The 16,328-nt window shown below is 70.6% G+C and carries 18 protein-coding genes; 7 read left to right on the top strand and 11 right to left on the bottom strand.

Going from position 1 to position 16,328, the window contains the following annotated elements; genetic code table 11:
- Positions 1 to 4: 4 nt before the first annotated feature.
- The 6 genes from MCHUDSM44219_RS23070 to MCHUDSM44219_RS23045 form a co-directional block, all read right to left on the bottom strand.
- Complete coding sequence (locus MCHUDSM44219_RS23070) at positions 5 to 421, bottom strand: hypothetical protein (protein WP_048420586.1); 417 nt, start codon at positions 419 to 421, stop codon at positions 5 to 7.
- Complete coding sequence (locus MCHUDSM44219_RS23065; RefSeq protein WP_048420585.1) at positions 418 to 1,641, bottom strand: DUF58 domain-containing protein; 1,224 nt, start codon at positions 1,639 to 1,641, stop codon at positions 418 to 420. Before MCHUDSM44219_RS23065 ends, MCHUDSM44219_RS23070 begins: the two co-directional genes overlap by 4 nt.
- On the bottom strand, positions 1,638 to 2,609 hold the full coding sequence (locus MCHUDSM44219_RS23060; protein ID WP_082162353.1) for an AAA family ATPase: 972 nt from the start codon (positions 2,607 to 2,609) through the stop codon (positions 1,638 to 1,640). The genes MCHUDSM44219_RS23065 and MCHUDSM44219_RS23060 overlap by 4 nt, the downstream gene beginning before the upstream one ends.
- Positions 2,606 to 3,088, bottom strand: coding sequence for a hypothetical protein (locus MCHUDSM44219_RS23055; protein ID WP_048420584.1), 483 nt, complete (start codon positions 3,086 to 3,088; stop codon positions 2,606 to 2,608). Before MCHUDSM44219_RS23055 ends, MCHUDSM44219_RS23060 begins: the two co-directional genes overlap by 4 nt.
- A complete protein-coding gene (locus tag MCHUDSM44219_RS23050) occupies positions 3,085 to 4,017 on the bottom strand; it encodes a DUF4129 domain-containing protein (protein WP_048420583.1) in 933 nt (310 codons plus the stop codon). The genes MCHUDSM44219_RS23055 and MCHUDSM44219_RS23050 overlap by 4 nt, the downstream gene beginning before the upstream one ends.
- A 91-nt stretch (positions 4,018 to 4,108) precedes the next feature.
- On the bottom strand, positions 4,109 to 5,131 hold the full coding sequence (locus tag MCHUDSM44219_RS23045) for a L,D-transpeptidase (protein ID WP_048420582.1): 1,023 nt from the start codon (positions 5,129 to 5,131) through the stop codon (positions 4,109 to 4,111).
- A 175-nt stretch (positions 5,132 to 5,306) separates the two neighbouring features.
- Between MCHUDSM44219_RS23045 and MCHUDSM44219_RS23040 the strand changes: the two genes are divergently transcribed.
- The 4 genes from MCHUDSM44219_RS23040 to MCHUDSM44219_RS23025 all read left to right on the top strand — a co-directional run bounded on the left by MCHUDSM44219_RS23040 (position 5,307) and on the right by MCHUDSM44219_RS23025 (position 8,723).
- Positions 5,307 to 5,603 carry a thiamine-binding protein gene (locus tag MCHUDSM44219_RS23040; protein WP_048420581.1) on the top strand — a complete coding sequence of 99 codons (297 nt, stop codon included), beginning with the start codon at positions 5,307 to 5,309 and terminating at the stop codon, positions 5,601 to 5,603.
- A gap of 69 nt (positions 5,604 to 5,672) precedes the next feature.
- Entirely contained in the window at positions 5,673 to 6,896 is a 1,224-nt protein-coding gene (locus MCHUDSM44219_RS23035) for a lipase family alpha/beta hydrolase (protein WP_048420580.1), read from the top strand.
- A gap of 56 nt (positions 6,897 to 6,952) precedes the next feature.
- Complete coding sequence (locus tag MCHUDSM44219_RS23030; protein WP_131722344.1) at positions 6,953 to 7,261, top strand: 6TM ABC transporter family protein; 309 nt, start codon at positions 6,953 to 6,955, stop codon at positions 7,259 to 7,261.
- Positions 7,262 to 7,355: 94 nt separating this feature from the next.
- A complete protein-coding gene (locus MCHUDSM44219_RS23025) occupies positions 7,356 to 8,723 on the top strand; it encodes an HNH endonuclease signature motif containing protein (RefSeq protein ID WP_048420578.1) in 1,368 nt (455 codons plus the stop codon).
- A 4-nt stretch (positions 8,724 to 8,727) separates the two neighbouring features.
- Here the strand turns inward: MCHUDSM44219_RS23025 and ricR are convergent, their stop codons facing one another.
- Together ricR and MCHUDSM44219_RS23015 are read right to left on the bottom strand one after the other, a co-directional pair.
- A complete protein-coding gene (ricR, locus tag MCHUDSM44219_RS23020; RefSeq protein WP_048420577.1) occupies positions 8,728 to 9,033 on the bottom strand; it encodes a copper-sensing transcriptional repressor RicR in 306 nt (101 codons plus the stop codon).
- Entirely contained in the window at positions 9,030 to 9,635 is a 606-nt protein-coding gene (locus MCHUDSM44219_RS23015; protein ID WP_048420576.1) for a DUF305 domain-containing protein, read from the bottom strand. The genes ricR and MCHUDSM44219_RS23015 overlap by 4 nt, the downstream gene beginning before the upstream one ends.
- A 78-nt stretch (positions 9,636 to 9,713) precedes the next feature.
- On the opposite strand from MCHUDSM44219_RS23015, the gene ilvD reads away from it, so the two are divergent.
- From ilvD to MCHUDSM44219_RS23000, 3 genes are all read left to right on the top strand, one after another.
- Positions 9,714 to 11,432 carry a dihydroxy-acid dehydratase gene (ilvD, locus tag MCHUDSM44219_RS23010; protein ID WP_048420575.1) on the top strand — a complete coding sequence of 573 codons (1,719 nt, stop codon included), beginning with the start codon at positions 9,714 to 9,716 and terminating at the stop codon, positions 11,430 to 11,432.
- On the top strand, positions 11,433 to 12,047 hold the full coding sequence (locus MCHUDSM44219_RS23005) for a LysE family translocator (RefSeq protein WP_048420574.1): 615 nt from the start codon (positions 11,433 to 11,435) through the stop codon (positions 12,045 to 12,047). It abuts the gene before it with no gap.
- A 72-nt stretch (positions 12,048 to 12,119) separates the two neighbouring features.
- The gene (locus tag MCHUDSM44219_RS23000; RefSeq protein ID WP_269084098.1) at positions 12,120 to 12,971 is read left to right on the top strand and encodes an SDR family oxidoreductase; all 852 of its coding nucleotides are present in this window, start codon (positions 12,120 to 12,122) and stop codon (positions 12,969 to 12,971) included.
- A 1-nt stretch (position 12,972) separates the two neighbouring features.
- Here MCHUDSM44219_RS23000 and MCHUDSM44219_RS22995 read toward each other — a convergent pair whose 3' ends face one another.
- Genes MCHUDSM44219_RS22995 through MCHUDSM44219_RS30545 form a run of 3 tightly spaced genes read right to left on the bottom strand, consistent with a single transcriptional unit; the run spans position 12,973 to position 16,260 of the window.
- Positions 12,973 to 13,953 (bottom strand): tripartite tricarboxylate transporter substrate binding protein, encoded by a 981-nt coding sequence (locus tag MCHUDSM44219_RS22995; RefSeq protein ID WP_172506309.1) that lies wholly within the window; start codon positions 13,951 to 13,953, stop codon positions 12,973 to 12,975.
- A 28-nt stretch (positions 13,954 to 13,981) separates the two neighbouring features.
- Positions 13,982 to 15,502 (bottom strand): glycerol kinase GlpK, encoded by a 1,521-nt coding sequence (gene glpK, locus MCHUDSM44219_RS22990; RefSeq protein WP_109777913.1) that lies wholly within the window; start codon positions 15,500 to 15,502, stop codon positions 13,982 to 13,984.
- Entirely contained in the window at positions 15,499 to 16,260 is a 762-nt protein-coding gene (locus MCHUDSM44219_RS30545; protein ID WP_048420573.1) for an IclR family transcriptional regulator, read from the bottom strand. The genes glpK and MCHUDSM44219_RS30545 overlap by 4 nt, the downstream gene beginning before the upstream one ends.
- Positions 16,261 to 16,328: the final 68 nt, after the last annotated feature.

The following is a 16,328-nucleotide window of genomic DNA, read 5'->3' as shown; positions in this document are numbered from 1 at the left end:
CCGCTCAGCGCAGATAGGGCCGTAACGCCAGCAGGTAGGCGGCGAGCAGCACCAGCGGTGCCACCAGCGGCAGCCAGGGCACCTCGACCGGCACCGCGACGACGACGGCGGTGACGGTGGCGAATCCGACGGCGGCCGTCATCGTCGGGACGGTGGCGGCGTCGTAGCGCGTCACCAGGTACGCGGTGGCGGACAGCCCGGATAGCGTGGTGTCCAGAGGGGCCGGTGCCGCGAGCACGACGGTCAGCACGGTCAGTGCCACCGCGACGCCTGCCGCCGGCCGCCACCAGATGCCGACCACGACGGCGGCCAGTGCGGCCGCGGCCGCAGCGAGCGCCCATCCGTGCCCGGTGCGCGCCGCCGCACCCACCATGACGACACCGAACATCAACGGCAGCAGGGCTTTCCGGAGCGCCGTCATCGTCGCGCCCGGTGTTCGGGGACCAGTGCCATCGCCTGGTCGAGCGTCGCGGATCCCGGCCACGCGACGATGTCCACACCGACGGTCGCCATGTCGCGGTACATGAAGGAGCGCTGCATCGCCCACATCCGATCGACGAGGGGGTCGACGTCGCCGTCGACCGGGCAGCCCTCCAGCACGTCGACCGCCACCACCGGGTGCCCGCGCCGGCGCAGGTCGATCAGCGCGAGCGCGAACTCGGTGTCGAGCATGGTGGAGAACGCGACGACGATCGCGCCCGCCGGCAGCGCCGGGCGCGGCGCCAGGGTGCCGGTGGCCGACTCGTGGTCACCCGTCGCGCCGAGCATCGTGTCGAGGATCCGGTAGAACTGCCGCTGCCCGATGTCGGCGCCCAGCCACCGGGTGGCGCGGCCGCCGAGCGCGACCAGGCCGGCCCGGTCGCCGTAGCGCAGCGCGCTCTGCACCACCTGGGCCGCGCCGCGGGCGGTGCGTTCCGTTGCGGCCGTGGCGGGTCCGGGCGGTTGCGGGTAGGTGTCGAAGAGCACCACCACGTCGGCGGCGCGGTCGGTGAGTCGTTCGGTGACGTGCAGCGTGCCGCGGCGCGCGCTGACGGGCCAGTTGACGGTGCGTAACTGGTCGCCGGGCACGTAGGGGCGGATGTCGGCGTACTCCACCCCGGGCCCGGTGTGGCGGGTGAGGTGGGTGCCCAGCCGGTCGAGCAGATCGGTGCGCGGGATCGCCGTGGATTGCGGTGGGGCGACGGGGAATACGCAGACCTGCGCGGCGGCCACGGTGCCGGTGCCCTCCAGCAGCCCGCCGCGGCCGAGGACACGCACCGTCGCCTCGATCGAGTAGCGGCCCCAGCGCTGCGCCCGCACGGCCACCGTCGGCGCGGATCCCGCGGCGACGACGTCGAGGTCCATGCCCGGCGGCGGCACGGCGGCCAGCCGGACCGCGCCGCCGTCATCGGCATGGGCCGACAACGTGACGGTCACCTGTTCGCCTTCGAAGCAGCGGTGCAGCGCCGGCTCGCCGGTGACCGAGACCGTCGGCACGGGCCGCTGCCACCCCAGCGAGCACAGCACCGCGAGCAGCGGCGCGGCGAACGCGATCAGTTCCCACCGGCCGGTGAGCAGTGCGGCCGCGATCGCGACGGCGGCACACGTGGCGATCGAGCGCGTCAACGGCGAGGCGCGCCAGCGTAATTCAGCGTCAGTCACGACGACCCCCGGGCCCGCGGCACCGGGGTGCGGCGCAGCAGGTCGTCGACCACGTCGCCGCCCTGCACCTTGCGCACCCACATCTCCGGCCGCAGGCTGATGCGGTGCGCCATCACCGGCACGGCCAGCGCTTTGACGTCCTCGGGCACGACGTAGTCGCGGCCGAGCAGCAACGCGCGGGCGCGGGCGAGTTGCACGAGATCCAGTTCGGCGCGCGGGCTCGCACCGACCGCGACCTGCGGATGGTGCCGGCTCGCGGTGGCCAGCGCGACGACGTACTCGAGCACGTCGTCGTGCACCGTGACCAGTTCCACCGACTCCTGCATGGCGATCAGGTCGTGCCCGTCGACCACCTGGGCCACCTCCGGCGCCGCCGATCCCCGCTCGAGGCGGCGGCGCAGCATCGTCGTCTCCTCCTGCTCGGACAGGTATTTCAGCTCCAACCGCAGCGCGAACCGGTCCAGCTGGGCCTCCGGCAGCGGATAGGTGCCCTCGTACTCGATCGGGTTGTCGGTGGCGAGCACCAGGAACGGCTCGGGCAGTCGGTGGGTGACGCCGTCGATGCTCACCTGACGCTCGGCCATCGCCTCCAGCAGCGCCGCCTGCGTTTTGGGCGGGGTGCGGTTGATCTCGTCGCCCAGCAGCAGGTTGGTGAAGATCGGGCCGCCGCGGAACTCGAAGCGGCCGGACTGCATGTCGTAGATCGTCGAGCCCAGCAGGTCGGCGGGCAGCAGGTCGGGGGTGAATTGCACGCGGGTGAACCGCAACCCGAGCGCGGCCGCGAAGGACTTGGCGATCAACGTCTTTCCGAGTCCGGGGAGATCCTCGACGAGGACGTGTCCGCGGGCGAGCACCGTCGTCAGGATCAGCGTCAGCGCCGCGCGCTTGCCGACGACGACTCTGCTGATCTCGTCGAGCACGGCCTCGCACTGCGCGGTGGTGGCGGCGGGTTGCAGCTGGGGGCTCACAGTCGCTCCAAACGGCGCAGGATCTCGTCGAGTGCGGCCCGGCCGGGTCCGGGTTCGGCGTTGCCGGTGCGGGAGATGTTGTCGGGATCCACCCACGGCCACAGCGCGTCACCGAACAGCATGCGCCCGGTCGCGTCGAAGGCTCTGGGATCCTTGGCTTTCCGCTGACCGGCCGCGAGCTCGAACTGCCGCGCCAGCATCGGGCGCAGCCGGCGGTCCCAGTCCGACCGCGACGACTCCGACCAGGAGATCAGCGTTTCGGTGCGGGACAGCCAGCGCTGCAACGACGCTCCGGCGCCGTCCGTCGTCACGTCCGGGTCGGGTTCGGTGCGCTGCGTCAGCCGCCACCGAACGGTGAGCAGCACCGTCACCAGCGCCGCACCGGTGGCCGCCACCACCCACTCACGGTCCAGCAGCGCCCATGCGCACATCTGTGCCCCCACGACGACCGCGACCGCGGCGACCACGAGCTTCGTCATGAGACACCCTGCAGTGCACGCTGAACCACCTGCAACGCCTCCACGGCCTCGGCGCGATGCTCCTCGGTCATCACGTGCGGACTGAAGCGGGCCTCTTCGAACAGGTCCACCAGCTGCGTCGCGCTGCCGGCGTGGACAGCCCGGCGGGCGACGGCGCGGGCCAGCACCTCCGAGGGGGTGTCGGAGGCCTGCGGAACGGTGCCCGGTGACTTCTCCAGCTCCTGTTCCATCGCGACGTAGCAGGCGATGATCGCCTCGCGGGGATCGCGGCTGCGGTCGCCGACCTCGGCCAGCCCGCGCTCGGCCGCCCTGGCCAGATCGGGCCCCGCAGGCGGCGGCGCTGCGCGCGGGGCGTCGTCGGTGAGCACCGGTTCCGCGGCGGTGCGGCGCCTGCGGCCGAGGACGGTGGCGAGAACCGAGATCAGCAGCAGGAGGATCGCCGCGCCCATCAGCAGATTGAAGACGCTGGACCCGCCACCCGAATCTGGTTGCGGCGGTGTCGGATTCGCCGTCACCGGATCGGGACGGCCGGTCGGTTCGGCGGGGGCGGCGCCGACGTCGACGGGCGAGATCCAGCGCATCAGCAGCACGATGACCAGCAGCCAGGCGAGCAGTGCGGCTGCGGCGATCAGCAGCAGCCGCCACGGGATGGCGCGAGGCTCGCCGCTGCGGCGGCGGGGCAGTTCGCCGGGGGCGCGCGGCGGCCGGGGCGACCGGCCGTTCGCCGCCAGCGACACCGCGATGGCCATCAGGGACACCGCGAGCATGACCACGACGGCGACGAGTGAGCCGGTGCCGTCGGCGTCGGTCTCGGCGGGCTCGGCCGGCGGCGGCGCACCCGGCAGGAACCCGCGCAGTGCAACCACGGCGAGCAACGTCAGCACCAGCACGCCGACGGTGCGGACCACCGCCTTGTCGTCACCGGGCATCCGCGCCCACCCTTCGCCGTGCCCCCATGGTGGCACGGCGTGCGGCTACCGCGGCGCGAAAGCGCCTGCGGTCTTCGCGGACCGGAGTACGTCAGAACATCTGCCAGTCCGACGCACCGTCGGGCTGGTTGTAGAGGCCGCCCTTGGAGTTCTTCACCACGACGGGGTCACCGCTGCCGAAGTTGTCGTAGAACCACTGCGCGTTGGCCGGACTGAGGTTGATGCAGCCGTGGCTGACGTTGCGCTTGCCCTGGTCGCCGACCGACCACGGCGCACTGTGCACGAAGATGCCGCTGTTGTCGATGCGCACCGCGTCCTGCACCTTGAGCTTGTAGCCCTCCGCGGAGTCGACCGGCACGCCGTAGGTGGACGAGTCCATCACGATGTCGGCGAATTTCTCCAGCACGTAGTACGTGCCGTTCTTGGTCTCGTGCTTGCCGTCGGTCTTGCCCATCGACACCGGGAAGGTCTTCTCGACCTTGCCGTTACGCACGATGGTCATCGTGTGCGTCGAGTCGTCGACGGTGGCCACCAGCTGCTCGGGCACGGTGAAGCTCGACTTCGTGCCGGCGGCGTCGATGTTCACGACGGTGCCCGCGGGCCAGAAGTCCTGCGGCCGCCAGCGCAGCTGGGTGTCGCTGGTCCAGTAGAACCGGCCGGGGACGGGCGGCACCGACGAGATGTGCACCGCGTCCTGGGCCATCTGCTTGTTGGCGATGGGCCGCTGGAAGTTGATGTAGATCGGCTTGGCCGCGCCCGCGATCGACCCGTTGGTGGGGTTGAACGACGGCGGCACGAACGGCGGCTGGCCGACGAACGGGGTCGGGTTCTGGCCGGCGGGCGTGCCCTCCGGGATGGCCATCGGCTCGCCCGGGATGGGCGCGAACGGGTCGGCCGGGGTCGGCGCCGCGGCCGGTGCGGGCGCGGGCGGCGCGAACGGATTCGGGAACGCCAGCGGATCGGGTGGAGGCGGCGGCGCCATCGGGTCGGCCGGCACCGGCGGCGGGGCCACGTCGGGCTGCGCGGACGCCGACGGGGCGCTCAGCACCAGTCCTGCGACCACGGTCATCACCGACAACACGGCGATGAAACCGCTCCTGTTTGCCTGCCGCATGCGTGTACCTCCAGTCCCGCGACTGCACCCAGTGTGGCACAGCGCTGAAGTCGATCGTGCTGGCCAGCGGGTTTCAACACCCCTGACGGCCCCGCATTCGAGAGCCCTGACCTGCACTGATGATCGCCACAGCCGCGTCAGGCGTTACCTGGGCGGGAGCCGTACGCTCGACCGAATGATCGTCGCATTCAGCATCAGCCCCTCCGGAGGGGACGAGACCGGTGGAGTCAGTGAGGCCGTCGCGGCGGCGGTGCGGGTGGTGCGGGCCTCAGGCCTGCCGAACGAGACCAACGCGATGTTCACCAACATCGAGGGCGAGTGGGACGAGGTGATGGCCGTGGTCAAGCAGGCGGTCGACGCCGTCGCCGCGGTCTCGCCCCGCGTCAGCCTGGTCCTCAAGGCCGACATCCGGCCCGGTTACACGGGTCAGCTGACCGCGAAGGTGCAGCGCATCGAGGATGCGCTGAGCTGACCCCGTTGCCTCCCGGCAGCGGAGACCTTACTCTTCAGTAAGAACAGTCGTTCACTGAAGGGTGCTGGGATGCGGACGACGGACATCGAGTCCCTCGGCGAGGTGGCCGCCGAGGGCCTGACCGTGCTGAACACACTGGTGCGCGGCCTGCACACCGGCATCGCCGGGCGCGTCTTCCGCTCCATCGGGCCGGCGGCGCGGCCGGTCGAGTGCGTGCACGACGCGATCGCCGGCGCCGTCTGCGACGCCCTCGATGCCACGGGACACCGGCTGCCCCCGGCGGTCGCCGGTCTCGCAATCGCCGGTTTGGCCTTCGACGACGACGCCCCCCTCGACGAGCGGCCCGGTGTCGCCGAAGCCATCGCCGCGCTCAACGGCATCTACGGCGACGAACTGGCCGACCGCGACAACGCGCTGGCCGCGCCGATGGCGGTGCGGGTGGCCGGGCGTCCGGTGCCGCTCACGCCCGACGCGGTGACCGACGCCTTCCCGGCGCCCACCGACACGCTGGCGGTGTTCCTGCACGGGCTGTGCCAGACGGAGTCGTCGTGGCACCGCTCGCCGCGGCCCATGGAGGGGGCGGACGCGCGGTGGTACGGCGAACGGTTGCATCACGACCTCGGGTTCACGCCGGTGCAGATCCGGTACAACACCGGTCTGCACATCTCGACCAACGGTCGGGCGTTCGACGAGTTGCTGACCCGGCTGGTCGAGGTGTGGCCGGTGCCGGTGCGCCGGATCGCGCTGATCGGTCATTCGATGGGCGGACTCGTGGCCCGGTCGGCGTGCCACTACGGCCACGAACGGAACCGTCGATGGACCCGGGCGACGCAGCAGGTGGTGTGTCTGGGTTCGCCGCACCTGGGCGCCGACCTGGAGAAGGGCGTGAACGCCGCGACGTGGCTGCTGATTCGCCTGCGGGAGACGCGCGCGATCGCCGAGCTGCTCAACCTGCGCAGCGATGGCATCAAGGACCTGCGCTTCGGTTCGGTGCTGGACGACGACTGGGCCGAGGCCCATCCGGACGAGTTCCTGCGGGACCGGTGCGGCGAGGCGCCGTTCCTCCCGCACGCCCGCTACCACTTCGTCGCCACCTCCGCGGCGCCGACGGCGCTGGGCATGCTGTTCGGCGACCACCTGGTGCGGCCGTCGAGTGCGGCGGGGCGGGGCCGGAAGCGCCGGTTGCCGTTCGGTGACGACGACGGCCTGGTGCTGACCGGCCTGCATCACTTCGATCTGCTCAACCACCCGCGGATCTACGAACGACTGCATCACTGGCTCGGCGCCGGGTGAGCAGAACCACACGGGTTCGGCGTTCGGATCGCCCCCGCTGACACCGTCTCACTGACATGGACACACACAGAGAACACGCCATGCCCGAGGAGGCGCAGCCGGTGGGTCCCGTCGCCGGAGAGACGCTCAAGGACCCGGCCAGCTGGCCCGGTCACACCCTGATCGCCGCGGGACTGCTCGCGTTCGCGCTCTCGCTCACCGGGTTCGCCGTCGGCCGCAGCGGACTCGCCACGGCCGGCGTCGTGATCGCCGTTCTGGCGCTGTCGGCGGGGGTGGGCTGGCTGGTGGCCGAACACCGTCGGCTGCGTCAGCGGACGACCGCGGTCACGCCCGAACGTCCGGAGGACGTCGCCCCGCCGCAGTGAGAGTTTCATCCACAGAGCCGGATTCATCCACAGATCCACTGCGCGTTGCTGTTCCGACGTCGACGTCAATCCCTGCCGTGCCTACCGTGGCGGTATGGGTGACGTCGGCGGCGCCGCGGCGCGAGACCGGTTCAGCGATTTGCTGGACCAGGTCGACGCCGCCTATGCCGAGATGATCGAAACCCCCTCCGATTCAATCGGTTCCGGATTCCGGATGACGATGGCAGAACGGCTGGAACTCCAGGAGCGCCGCAACCGCGCGCTGATGTACCAGGTCTTCGGTCAACTCGCCGACCCGCCCGACGAGAGCGGGAGCGTCCCGGCCATCAAGCCGCGACTGGCCGCACGGCTGCGCATCCCGGTGCGCGAGGTCACCCGGCGCTTCAGGACCGCCGCGCTGCTGTGTGCGCGGCGCCAGGTGTCCGGGCCCGCGTTGCCGCCGCTGCTCCCCGTGGTCGCTGACGCGACGGCGCAGGGCACGCTGGGTGAGGACCATCTGAAGGCGATCGCCAACACGATGGCCAAGTTGCCCTCTTGCACCTCGGTCACCGACCGCACCGAGGTGGAAGCCACCCTGGTGCGTGAATCTGCCAAGCAGGACGCCGATTTCGTGACCGAACTCGGCAGGCGGCTCGACGAGGTGTTCAACCCAGATGGCCACTACGACGAATCCGACCGCGCGCGCCGCCGGGGCCTCACCCTCGGCGCGCAAGGCAGCGACGGCATGTCGAAGTTGACCGGCTTCGTCGACCCGGAGGCGCGGGCCTCTATCGAGGCCGTCGCTGCGGCCGTTCGCCCAGGACGCCATCAACCCGACGGGACCGTCGAAGCGCAGAACCGCGACGAGCGGAGCCCCGCCCAGCGTTGTCACGACGGCATCAAACTCGGCCTGAAAATCGCCCTGGGCACGACAGAGATGGGCTCCCATCGCGGACACCCGGTCACCGTCATCGTGCGCACCACACTGGCGGAGCTCGAGCAGGCCGCCCACGCAGTGGTCGATCCGGGCGTCTCGATGCCAGCCCCGGCCCGTACCGGCGGCTCGACAGCGCTACCCATGCGGGACCTGGTGCGCATGGCCGCCGACGCGATTCACTATCTCGCGGTCTTCGACGACCACACTGAGCGGCCGCTGTACCTCGGCCGCCAGAGCCGTATCGCCACGGCCGATCAGCGCATCATCTGCTATTCGCGCGACGGCGGCTGCACGCGTCCGGGCTGTCTCGAGCCCGGGTACCACAGCGAGGTACACCACAGCCCGGCCTGGCATCCCGACGGCCGCACGGACGCCGACGCGCTGTACTTCGCGTGCGGACCCGACCACAAGCTGGTCACCGACGGGCACTGGCAGACCGCCGTCACCGAGGACGGCCGGCTGGCCTGGACCGACGGAGAGGCACCACCAGGCGTCAACCGGGCCCATCACCCCGAGGAGTTGCTGCGCGGAGACCCCGACGGGTGAGGCGTCAGGAGCGGACCAGGCGCGCGATCGCCGCGGACGCCTCGGCGAGCTTCGCGTCGGCCTCGGCGCCGCCGGCCTCCACGGCATGGGTGACGCAGTGGCCGAGGTGCTCGTCGAGGAGCCCGAGCGCCACCGACTGCAGGGCGCTGTTGACGGCGCTGATCTGCGTGAGAATGTCGATGCAGTACTTGTCCTCGTCGATCATCTTCGCGATGCCGCGCACCTGTCCTTCGATGCGGCGCAGCCGCTTGGCGTAGTTCTCCTTCTGCGCGGAGTAGCCGTGGACGCCGGTGTCGTCTGCTTCGGTCACGGGTTGCCCTCCAGCATCGTGTTCATCTGCCCGATCTCGGCCTGCTGCGTCGACACCATCGTCTTGGCCATCGACACGGCGTCGACGTTCTCGCCCTGGGCGATCTCCGCCTTCGCCATCTCGATCGCCCCCTGATGGTGACCGACCATCGACTGCAGCCACAGTCTGTCGAACTCGGGGCCGCGCAGCGACTCCAACCGCGTGATCGTCGCCGGGTCGACCATGCCGGGCATGGTCTGATCCGGAGCCTCCTGGTCGGCCTGGCCCAGCTTCGGCTGCTCGTTCCACTGCACGAGAAAGACGTTGAGGGTGTTGATCTCGGACTGCTGCTCCTCGGCGATGCGGGCGGCCAGCGCGGCCAGCTGCGCGTTGGTCGAGCGGTCCGGCACCAGCTTCGCCATCGCGACGGCCTGGCGGTGATGGTCGATCACCTGCTGGGCGAACGTCACGTCGTGGGCGTTGAACCCGGCCGGTTCGCCGGTGATCACCGGGGTGTCGGTCGACGTGGGCGCCCCACCGCCCGACGACGACCCGGAACTGCCGCACCCGGCCAGCATCACGGCGGCGAACACGGCGGCCACCACACGGGCGATCGGCATCATGCGCCCAGCGTACTAGTACCCCACGGGGGTATCTATAACGGTTTGGCCGGGTGAAACGCCAGGCGCATAATCGTGCCCATGCCCTCACAGTCCCCAGACGCCACCACCACGCCTGACATCAAGCCCCGCTCCCGCGACGTCACCGACGGTCTCGAAAAGGCCGCCGCCCGCGGCATGCTCCGTGCGGTCGGCATGGGTGACGAGGACTTCGCCAAGTCGCAGATCGGCGTCGCGTCGTCGTGGAACGAGATCACGCCGTGCAACCTGTCGCTGGACCGGCTCGCCAAGGCCGTGAAAGAGGGCGTCTTCGAAGCCGGCGGCTTCCCGATGGAGTTCGGCACCATCTCGGTGTCCGACGGCATCTCGATGGGTCACGAAGGCATGCACTTCTCGCTGGTGAGCCGGGAGATCATCGCCGACAGCGTGGAAACCGTCATGCAGGCCGAGCGGCTCGACGGATCGGTGCTGCTTGCCGGCTGCGACAAGTCGCTGCCCGGCATGCTGATGGCCGCCGCCCGGCTCGACCTCGCCAGCGTCTTCCTCTACGCCGGGTCGATCCTGCCCGGCAAGGCCAAGCTCAGCGACGGCACCGAGAAGGACGTCACGATCATCGACGCGTTCGAGGCCGTCGGCGCCTGCGCGCGCGGGCTGATGTCGCGCGAGGACGTCGACGCGATCGAACGCGCGATCTGTCCGGGCGAGGGTGCCTGCGGCGGCATGTACACCGCCAACACCATGGCCTCGGCCGCCGAGGCGCTGGGAATGTCGCTGCCCGGTTCGGCCGCTCCCCCGGCCACCGACCGCCGCCGCGACGGCTTCGCCCGCAAGAGCGGCATCGCGGTGGTCGAACTGCTGCGCCGCGGCATCACCGCCCGCGACATCCTCACCAAGGAGGCGTTCGAGAACGCGATCGCCGTGGTGATGGCGTTCGGCGGCTCCACGAACGCGGTGCTGCACCTGCTGGCGATCGCCGCCGAGGCCAACGTGAAGCTGACGCTCGAGGACTTCACCCGTGTCGGCGCGAAGGTGCCCCACCTCGCCGACGTCAAGCCGTTCGGCTCGTACGTGATGAACGACGTCGACCGCATCGGCGGGGTGCCCGTCGTGATGAAGGCGCTGCTCGATGCCGGTCTGCTGCATGGGGATTGCCTCACCGTGACCGGCAAGACGATGGCCGAGAACCTCGCGCACATCGCGCCCCCGGACCCCGACGGCAAGGTGTTGCGCGCGCTCTCCGAGCCGATCCACCCGACCGGCGGCATCACGATCCTGCACGGCACACTCGCGCCCGAGGGTGCGGTGGTGAAGTCGGCGGGCTTCGACTCCGACGTCTTCGAGGGCACCGCAAGGGTTTTCGAGCGTGAGCGGGCAGCACTCGATGCGCTCGAGGACGGCACCATCACCCACGGCGACGTCGTGGTGATCCGCTACGAGGGCCCCAAGGGCGGTCCGGGCATGCGGGAGATGCTCGCGATCACCGGCGCGATCAAGGGCGCGGGCCTCGGCAAGGACGTGCTGCTGATGACCGACGGCCGGTTCTCCGGCGGCACCACCGGACTGTGCGTCGGGCACATCGCGCCCGAGGCCGTCGACGGCGGCCCGATCGCATTCCTGCGCGACGGTGACCGCATCCGCCTCGACGTCGCCAAGGGCACGCTCGACGTGCTGGTCGACGAGGCCGAATTCGACTCGCGCAAGGCAGGTTTCGAGCCGCTGCCGCCGCGCTATACCACCGGCGTGCTGGCCAAGTACACCAAGCTGGTCGGTTCAGCGGCCGGCGGCGCGGTCTGCAGCTAGATGTCGCTGGCCTTCCTGCTGACCACCCTTGTCGTGGTCGCCACCCCGGGCACCGGCGCGCTGTACACCGTGGCCACGGGACTGGCACACGGCACCCGCGCGGCGATCGTCGCCGCCGTGGGGTGCACGCTGGGGATCGTCCCGCACATGGTGGCGGCGGTCAGCGGGCTGGCGGCCATCCTGCACAGCAGCGCGGTGGCGTTTCAGACGCTGAAGTATCTGGGTGTCGCGTACCTGCTCTACCTCGCGTGGCTCACCTGGCGTGACGACTCAGAGTTGGTCGCCGAGTCGTCGCCCGCGACGCCGCCCGGGCCGTGGCGCATCGTCGGTACCGCGGTCGGCGTCAACGTGTTGAACCCCAAGCTGACCCTGTTCTTCTTCGCATTCCTGCCGCAGTTCGTCGACCCGGCCGCCGGTCCGGCGTTCCTGCGGATGGTCGGCCTTTCGGGCGTCTTCATGGCGGTCACCCTCGTGATGTTCGCGGCCTACGGCGTCTTCGCCGCCGGAGTGCGGACGCACGTGATCAGGCGTCCTCGCGTGGTGACGTGGATGCGGCGCACCTTCGCCGCGACGTACGTGGCGCTCGCGGCGCGGATGGCCGTCACCTCCCGCTGATCGCCGGTGGCGTCCACGGCGACATCGTCCGATCCCGCCGCAGAAGACGTGCCATGCCGGAGAATCGAGACGGTGAACCAGCGACGCGGGGTGGCGAGGGTGCGGCGGGCCCTGCGGCTGGCCGGGATGCGGCCCCTGCCCCGTGTGCCGATGGGCACGCCGATCGATCTGCGCGGCAAGCGGATTCTGCTGACCGGGGCGTCCTCGGGCATCGGCGAGGCTGCCGCCGGGAAGCTCGCGGCATGCGGCGCCACCGTCATCGCCGTCGCACGCCGGGAACATCTGCTGGCCGATGTCGTCGCACGGATCACCGAGCGCGGCGGCACCGCGGTCGCGATGGCCGCGAACCTGGCCGACCTCGACGCGATCGACCAGCTGGTGCGCGACGTCGGACCGATCGACGTGCTCATCAACAACGCGGGCCGGTCGATCCGGCGACCACTGCTCGATTCCCTCGAGCGTTGGCACGACGTGGAACGCACGATCGCACTGAACTACTACGGCCCGCTGCGCCTGATCCGCGGCCTCGCCCCGGGCATGGTGGCGCGCGGCGACGGCCACATCATCAACATCTCGAGCTGGCGGGTGATGCCGGAGTCCTCGCCACTGTTCAGCGTCTACAACGCGTCCAAGGCGGCATTGAGTGCGGTCAGCCGGGTCATCGACAACGAGCTGGCCGACTCCGGGGTGCACGCCACGACCATCTACTACCCGCTGGTGGCAACACCGATGATCGCACCCACCCGCGCCTACGACGGGCTGGCGGCGCTGCACGCCGACGAGGCGGCCGACTGGATGGTGTACGCCGCACGGATGCGCCCGGTGCGGATCGCGCCCCGAAAGACGTTGCCGCTGAGGGCACTCGACCTCGTCTCGCCCCGCCTGCTCAACGGCGTGATGAGGCGCTCGACGCCAGCGACGTGAGTCAGCGCACGGCGTCGTCGAGTGCCTTCGTCACGTCGGCCTGGGTCTCGGCGAGAAAGGTGTTCAGGTCGGCACCGGCCAGGAACGCGGTGGTGAACTGCCGCTGGTCGGCTATCCGCTGCCACGTCGGCGTCTGCACCATCTCGCCGAGCACCTTCTGCCAGTAGGCGAGCGCCTGCTCGGGCATGCCGGGTGGCCCGTACAGTCCCCGCCAGTTCGACAGCGTGACGTCGAGCCCCTGCTCGCGGGCGGTCGGGACATCGAGGCCGGGCACGCGGTTCTCGGCCAGCACCGCCAGCCCCCGCAGTGTCCCGGCCCTGATCTCGTCGACGAACTCGCTGAGCCCTCCGATCGCGAGGGGGACGTGGCCCGCCCGCAGCGCTTCGATCTGGTCGCCGCCCCCTTCCAGCGGCGTGTAGCGCACCGCCGAAGCAGTGCCGCCCGCCGCGGAGACGAGGAGGTCGAACGGTGCCTCGTCGTCCTTCGCCGCACCGACGGCGACATCAGCGGGACGTTGCTCGACGGCGGACATGACGTCGCCGAGCGTCGCGAACGGCGATGCCGGGTCGGCGACGACGACGTAGTACTCCGTCATCAGACGGGCGATCATGGTGACGTCGCGGTAGCCGTACGGCGAGACGCCGCGGATCTGGTTCATCATCATCGACAGCGAGGTGACGGAGATCTGGTCGTCGGCGCCGGCGTGCTGCTCCACCATGGTCGCGAGTTGATCGGCTCCGCTGCGGCCGGGCCGGTTCTCGACGGTCAGCGGCACATCGACCAGGTGCGCGTCCTGCAGCGCCTCGACGACCGACCGGATGGTCAGGTCGAAACCGCTGCCGGGGCCCGCGCCGGCGGTCATGATGATCGGCGCCGAGGGATACGGCGTCGGCTCCGAAACAGGCTCTGTCCGTTGACAACCGATGAGGAACAAGAGGGACACCAGCACGGCGCCGATCGTGGACAGGCGGAACACGGTCATCACTCCTTCGTCAGACGGTCGGCGCTTCTCATGACTCGGCGTCGGTGGCGACAGCCTCGTCGATCGTCAGCGCCCGGGACACCGCCGACCGCCAGCCGGCGGCCTCCCGTCTGCGCAGCCGCGCATCCATGTCCGGGTACCACGCCGCGGCGACGTGGCGGTGGGCGCGCAGGGCCGCGCGGTCCGGCCAGTACCCGACCGCGAGCCCGGCAGCATAGGCCGCGCCCAGGGACACCGTCTCGGACACGAAGGGCCGCATCACCGGGACGTCGAGCACGTCGGCGACGAACTGCATGAGCAGGTGGTTCGACGTCATCCCGCCGTCCACGGCGAGCCGTGCGAGCGGCACCCCCGAGTCGATCGTCATCGCGTTCACCACCTCCCACGTCTGCCACGCGACCGCCTCCAGCACCGCGCGCGCCAGATGCCCCCGGGTGATGTAGGACGTCAGGCCGACCACGATGCCGCGGGCCTCGGAATCCCAGTGCGGAGAGAAGATTCCAGAGAACGCGGGCACGATGTAGCAGCCGCCGTTGTCCTCGACGGTCCGCGCCAGCGTCTCGATCTGCGGTGCCGTGTTGATGACCCCGAGCGCATCGCGGAACCACTGGACCAGCGAGCCGGCGACCGCGATCGGCCCCTCCAACGCGTACCTGGTCTCCTCCCCCGGCGCCGCGTACGCGACCGTCGACAGCAGGCCGTGGTCGGACCGGACGATCGAGGTGCCGACGTTCATCAACAGGAAGGCGCCGGTGCCGTAGGTGCACTTGGCGTCGCTGGGCTCGAAGCACAGCTGGCCGAACAGCGCAGCCTGCTGATCGCCCAGCGCCGCCGCGATGGGCACTCCGGGAACGACCGTCGCGCACCGGCCGTACACCTCGCCGTTCGACACGATCCGGGGCATCATCGCCTCCGGAATGTCGAAGATGCCCAACAGTTTCGAGCTCCACCGCAAGGTGTGCAGATCCATCAGCAGGGTCCTGCTCGCGTTGGTCACGTCGGTGACGTGGACGCCGCCCTTGGGTCCCCCGGTCAGGTTCCAGATCAGCCACGACTCCAGCGTGCCGAACAGGACGTCGCCCCTGCGGGCCCGCGCTTCGAGCCCGCGGACGTTGTCGAGCAGCCAACGCAGCCGCGGCGCGGCGAAGTAGGTGGCCGGGTCGAGTTCGGCGATCCGGCGGAAATCTTCGGCGTGCGAAGCGATCTGGTCGACCACCGGTCCGGATCTGGTGTCCTGCCAGGTGATCGCGGGCGCCACCGGCCGGCCCGTGCGGCGATCCCACACCACCGTGGTCTCCCGTTGGTTGGCGATGCCGAGAGCGACGACGTGGGAGCGGTCCAGCCCCGCCGCCTTCAGTGCCTCGGGCACGATGCGGCGCACGTTGCGCCACAGCTCGAGCGCATCCTGCTCGGCCCAGCCCGGCTGCGGGAAGCTCTGGCGTTGCTCGCGCTGCGCGATGGCGAGCATGCGGGCGCGCTGGTCGAACACCATGCAGCGCGCAGACGTCGTGCCGAGGTCGATGGCGGCGATCACCCGTTGATCGCTCACCGGGCCGACTCGAGCGCCAGCATCACCGCCGCGGCCGCGCGCCGCAGATCGTCGAGTAGGTCCTCGCGCGGCGTCCCGTCGCTGCGCAGCAACTCCTCCGGCGCCCCGTGCACCGCCATCGCCGCCACCGTGGAACGCCGACCGTGCACGGGAACCGCGATGTCGGCGGAGTCCGGATCGCACTCGCCGTCTGCGGTCGCGACCCCCTCCGCCCTGATCCGCTCCACCGCCGCGGCCAGCCGGGACCGGTTGGTCGATGTCCGTCGGGTGAGGCGGTCCAGCGTGAGGTTGCGCAGAAGTCGTTCTCGCAGAGGAGAATACGCCAGCAGGAGCTTGCCGCATCCCGTGGCGTGCAGTGGGAGGCGCTCACCGACCCGCAGGGTCTGGCGCCGGTCGTCCGGACGGAACACATGGTGGACGATCTCGGCCTCCTGACCGTCGAGCATCGTCATCAGCACCTCGGTGCCGGTGCTCAGGGCCAGCGCATCCGCCCAGGGCATCGCCGCCGAGCGCAGGTCGTTGCCGTCCAGCTCCACGACGTCGTGTGAGGACAGCCGCGGACCCGGCGAGTAGTCCCCGGTGTCGGGATCTTGATCGAGGTACTCGAGGTCGACCAGGGTGCGCAGGATGCCGTGGGTCGTGGTCTTGGACAGGTCCACCTCCTGCGCGATCTCGCGCAACTGCATCGCGCGCCCACTGCGTTCGACCAGGTCGATGATCGCGGTGGCGCGGGCGATGGCCTGGATGGGACCGGGCATGGAGATGCTCCTGACTGAAGGCGCTGAGACGGGGGCCACTGCGCACCGTTCGACATTGTCGAACAACG

Source organism: Mycolicibacterium chubuense (assembly GCF_001044255.1).
GTDB classification, from domain to species: domain Bacteria; phylum Actinomycetota; class Actinomycetes; order Mycobacteriales; family Mycobacteriaceae; genus Mycobacterium; species Mycobacterium chubuense.
The sequence above is the reverse complement of the archived record's forward strand: the minus strand, read 5'-3'. Positions and strand labels throughout refer to the sequence as shown.

Coding starts and splice junctions, on each gene's coding strand:
- MCHUDSM44219_RS23055 (WP_048420584.1), bottom strand. CDS start 3,088: ATGACGAAGCTCGTGGTCGCCGCGGTCGCGGTCGTCGTGGGGGCACAG.
- MCHUDSM44219_RS23070 (WP_048420586.1), bottom strand. CDS start 421: ATGACGGCGCTCCGGAAAGCCCTGCTGCCGTTGATGTTCGGTGTCGTC.
- MCHUDSM44219_RS23045 (WP_048420582.1), bottom strand. CDS start 5,131: ATGCGGCAGGCAAACAGGAGCGGTTTCATCGCCGTGTTGTCGGTGATG.
- MCHUDSM44219_RS23040 (WP_048420581.1), top strand. CDS start 5,307: ATGATCGTCGCATTCAGCATCAGCCCCTCCGGAGGGGACGAGACCGGT.
- MCHUDSM44219_RS23025 (WP_048420578.1), top strand. CDS start 7,356: ATGGGTGACGTCGGCGGCGCCGCGGCGCGAGACCGGTTCAGCGATTTG.
- MCHUDSM44219_RS23005 (WP_048420574.1), top strand. CDS start 11,433: ATGTCGCTGGCCTTCCTGCTGACCACCCTTGTCGTGGTCGCCACCCCG.
- MCHUDSM44219_RS22995 (WP_172506309.1), bottom strand. CDS start 13,953: ATGACCGTGTTCCGCCTGTCCACGATCGGCGCCGTGCTGGTGTCCCTC.
- MCHUDSM44219_RS23050 (WP_048420583.1), bottom strand. CDS start 4,017: ATGCCCGGTGACGACAAGGCGGTGGTCCGCACCGTCGGCGTGCTGGTG.
- MCHUDSM44219_RS23015 (WP_048420576.1), bottom strand. CDS start 9,635: ATGATGCCGATCGCCCGTGTGGTGGCCGCCGTGTTCGCCGCCGTGATG.
- MCHUDSM44219_RS23030 (WP_131722344.1), top strand. CDS start 6,953: ATGGACACACACAGAGAACACGCCATGCCCGAGGAGGCGCAGCCGGTG.
- ilvD (WP_048420575.1), top strand. CDS start 9,714: ATGCCCTCACAGTCCCCAGACGCCACCACCACGCCTGACATCAAGCCC.
- MCHUDSM44219_RS30545 (WP_048420573.1), bottom strand. CDS start 16,260: ATGCCCGGTCCCATCCAGGCCATCGCCCGCGCCACCGCGATCATCGAC.
- MCHUDSM44219_RS23035 (WP_048420580.1), top strand. CDS start 5,673: ATGCGGACGACGGACATCGAGTCCCTCGGCGAGGTGGCCGCCGAGGGC.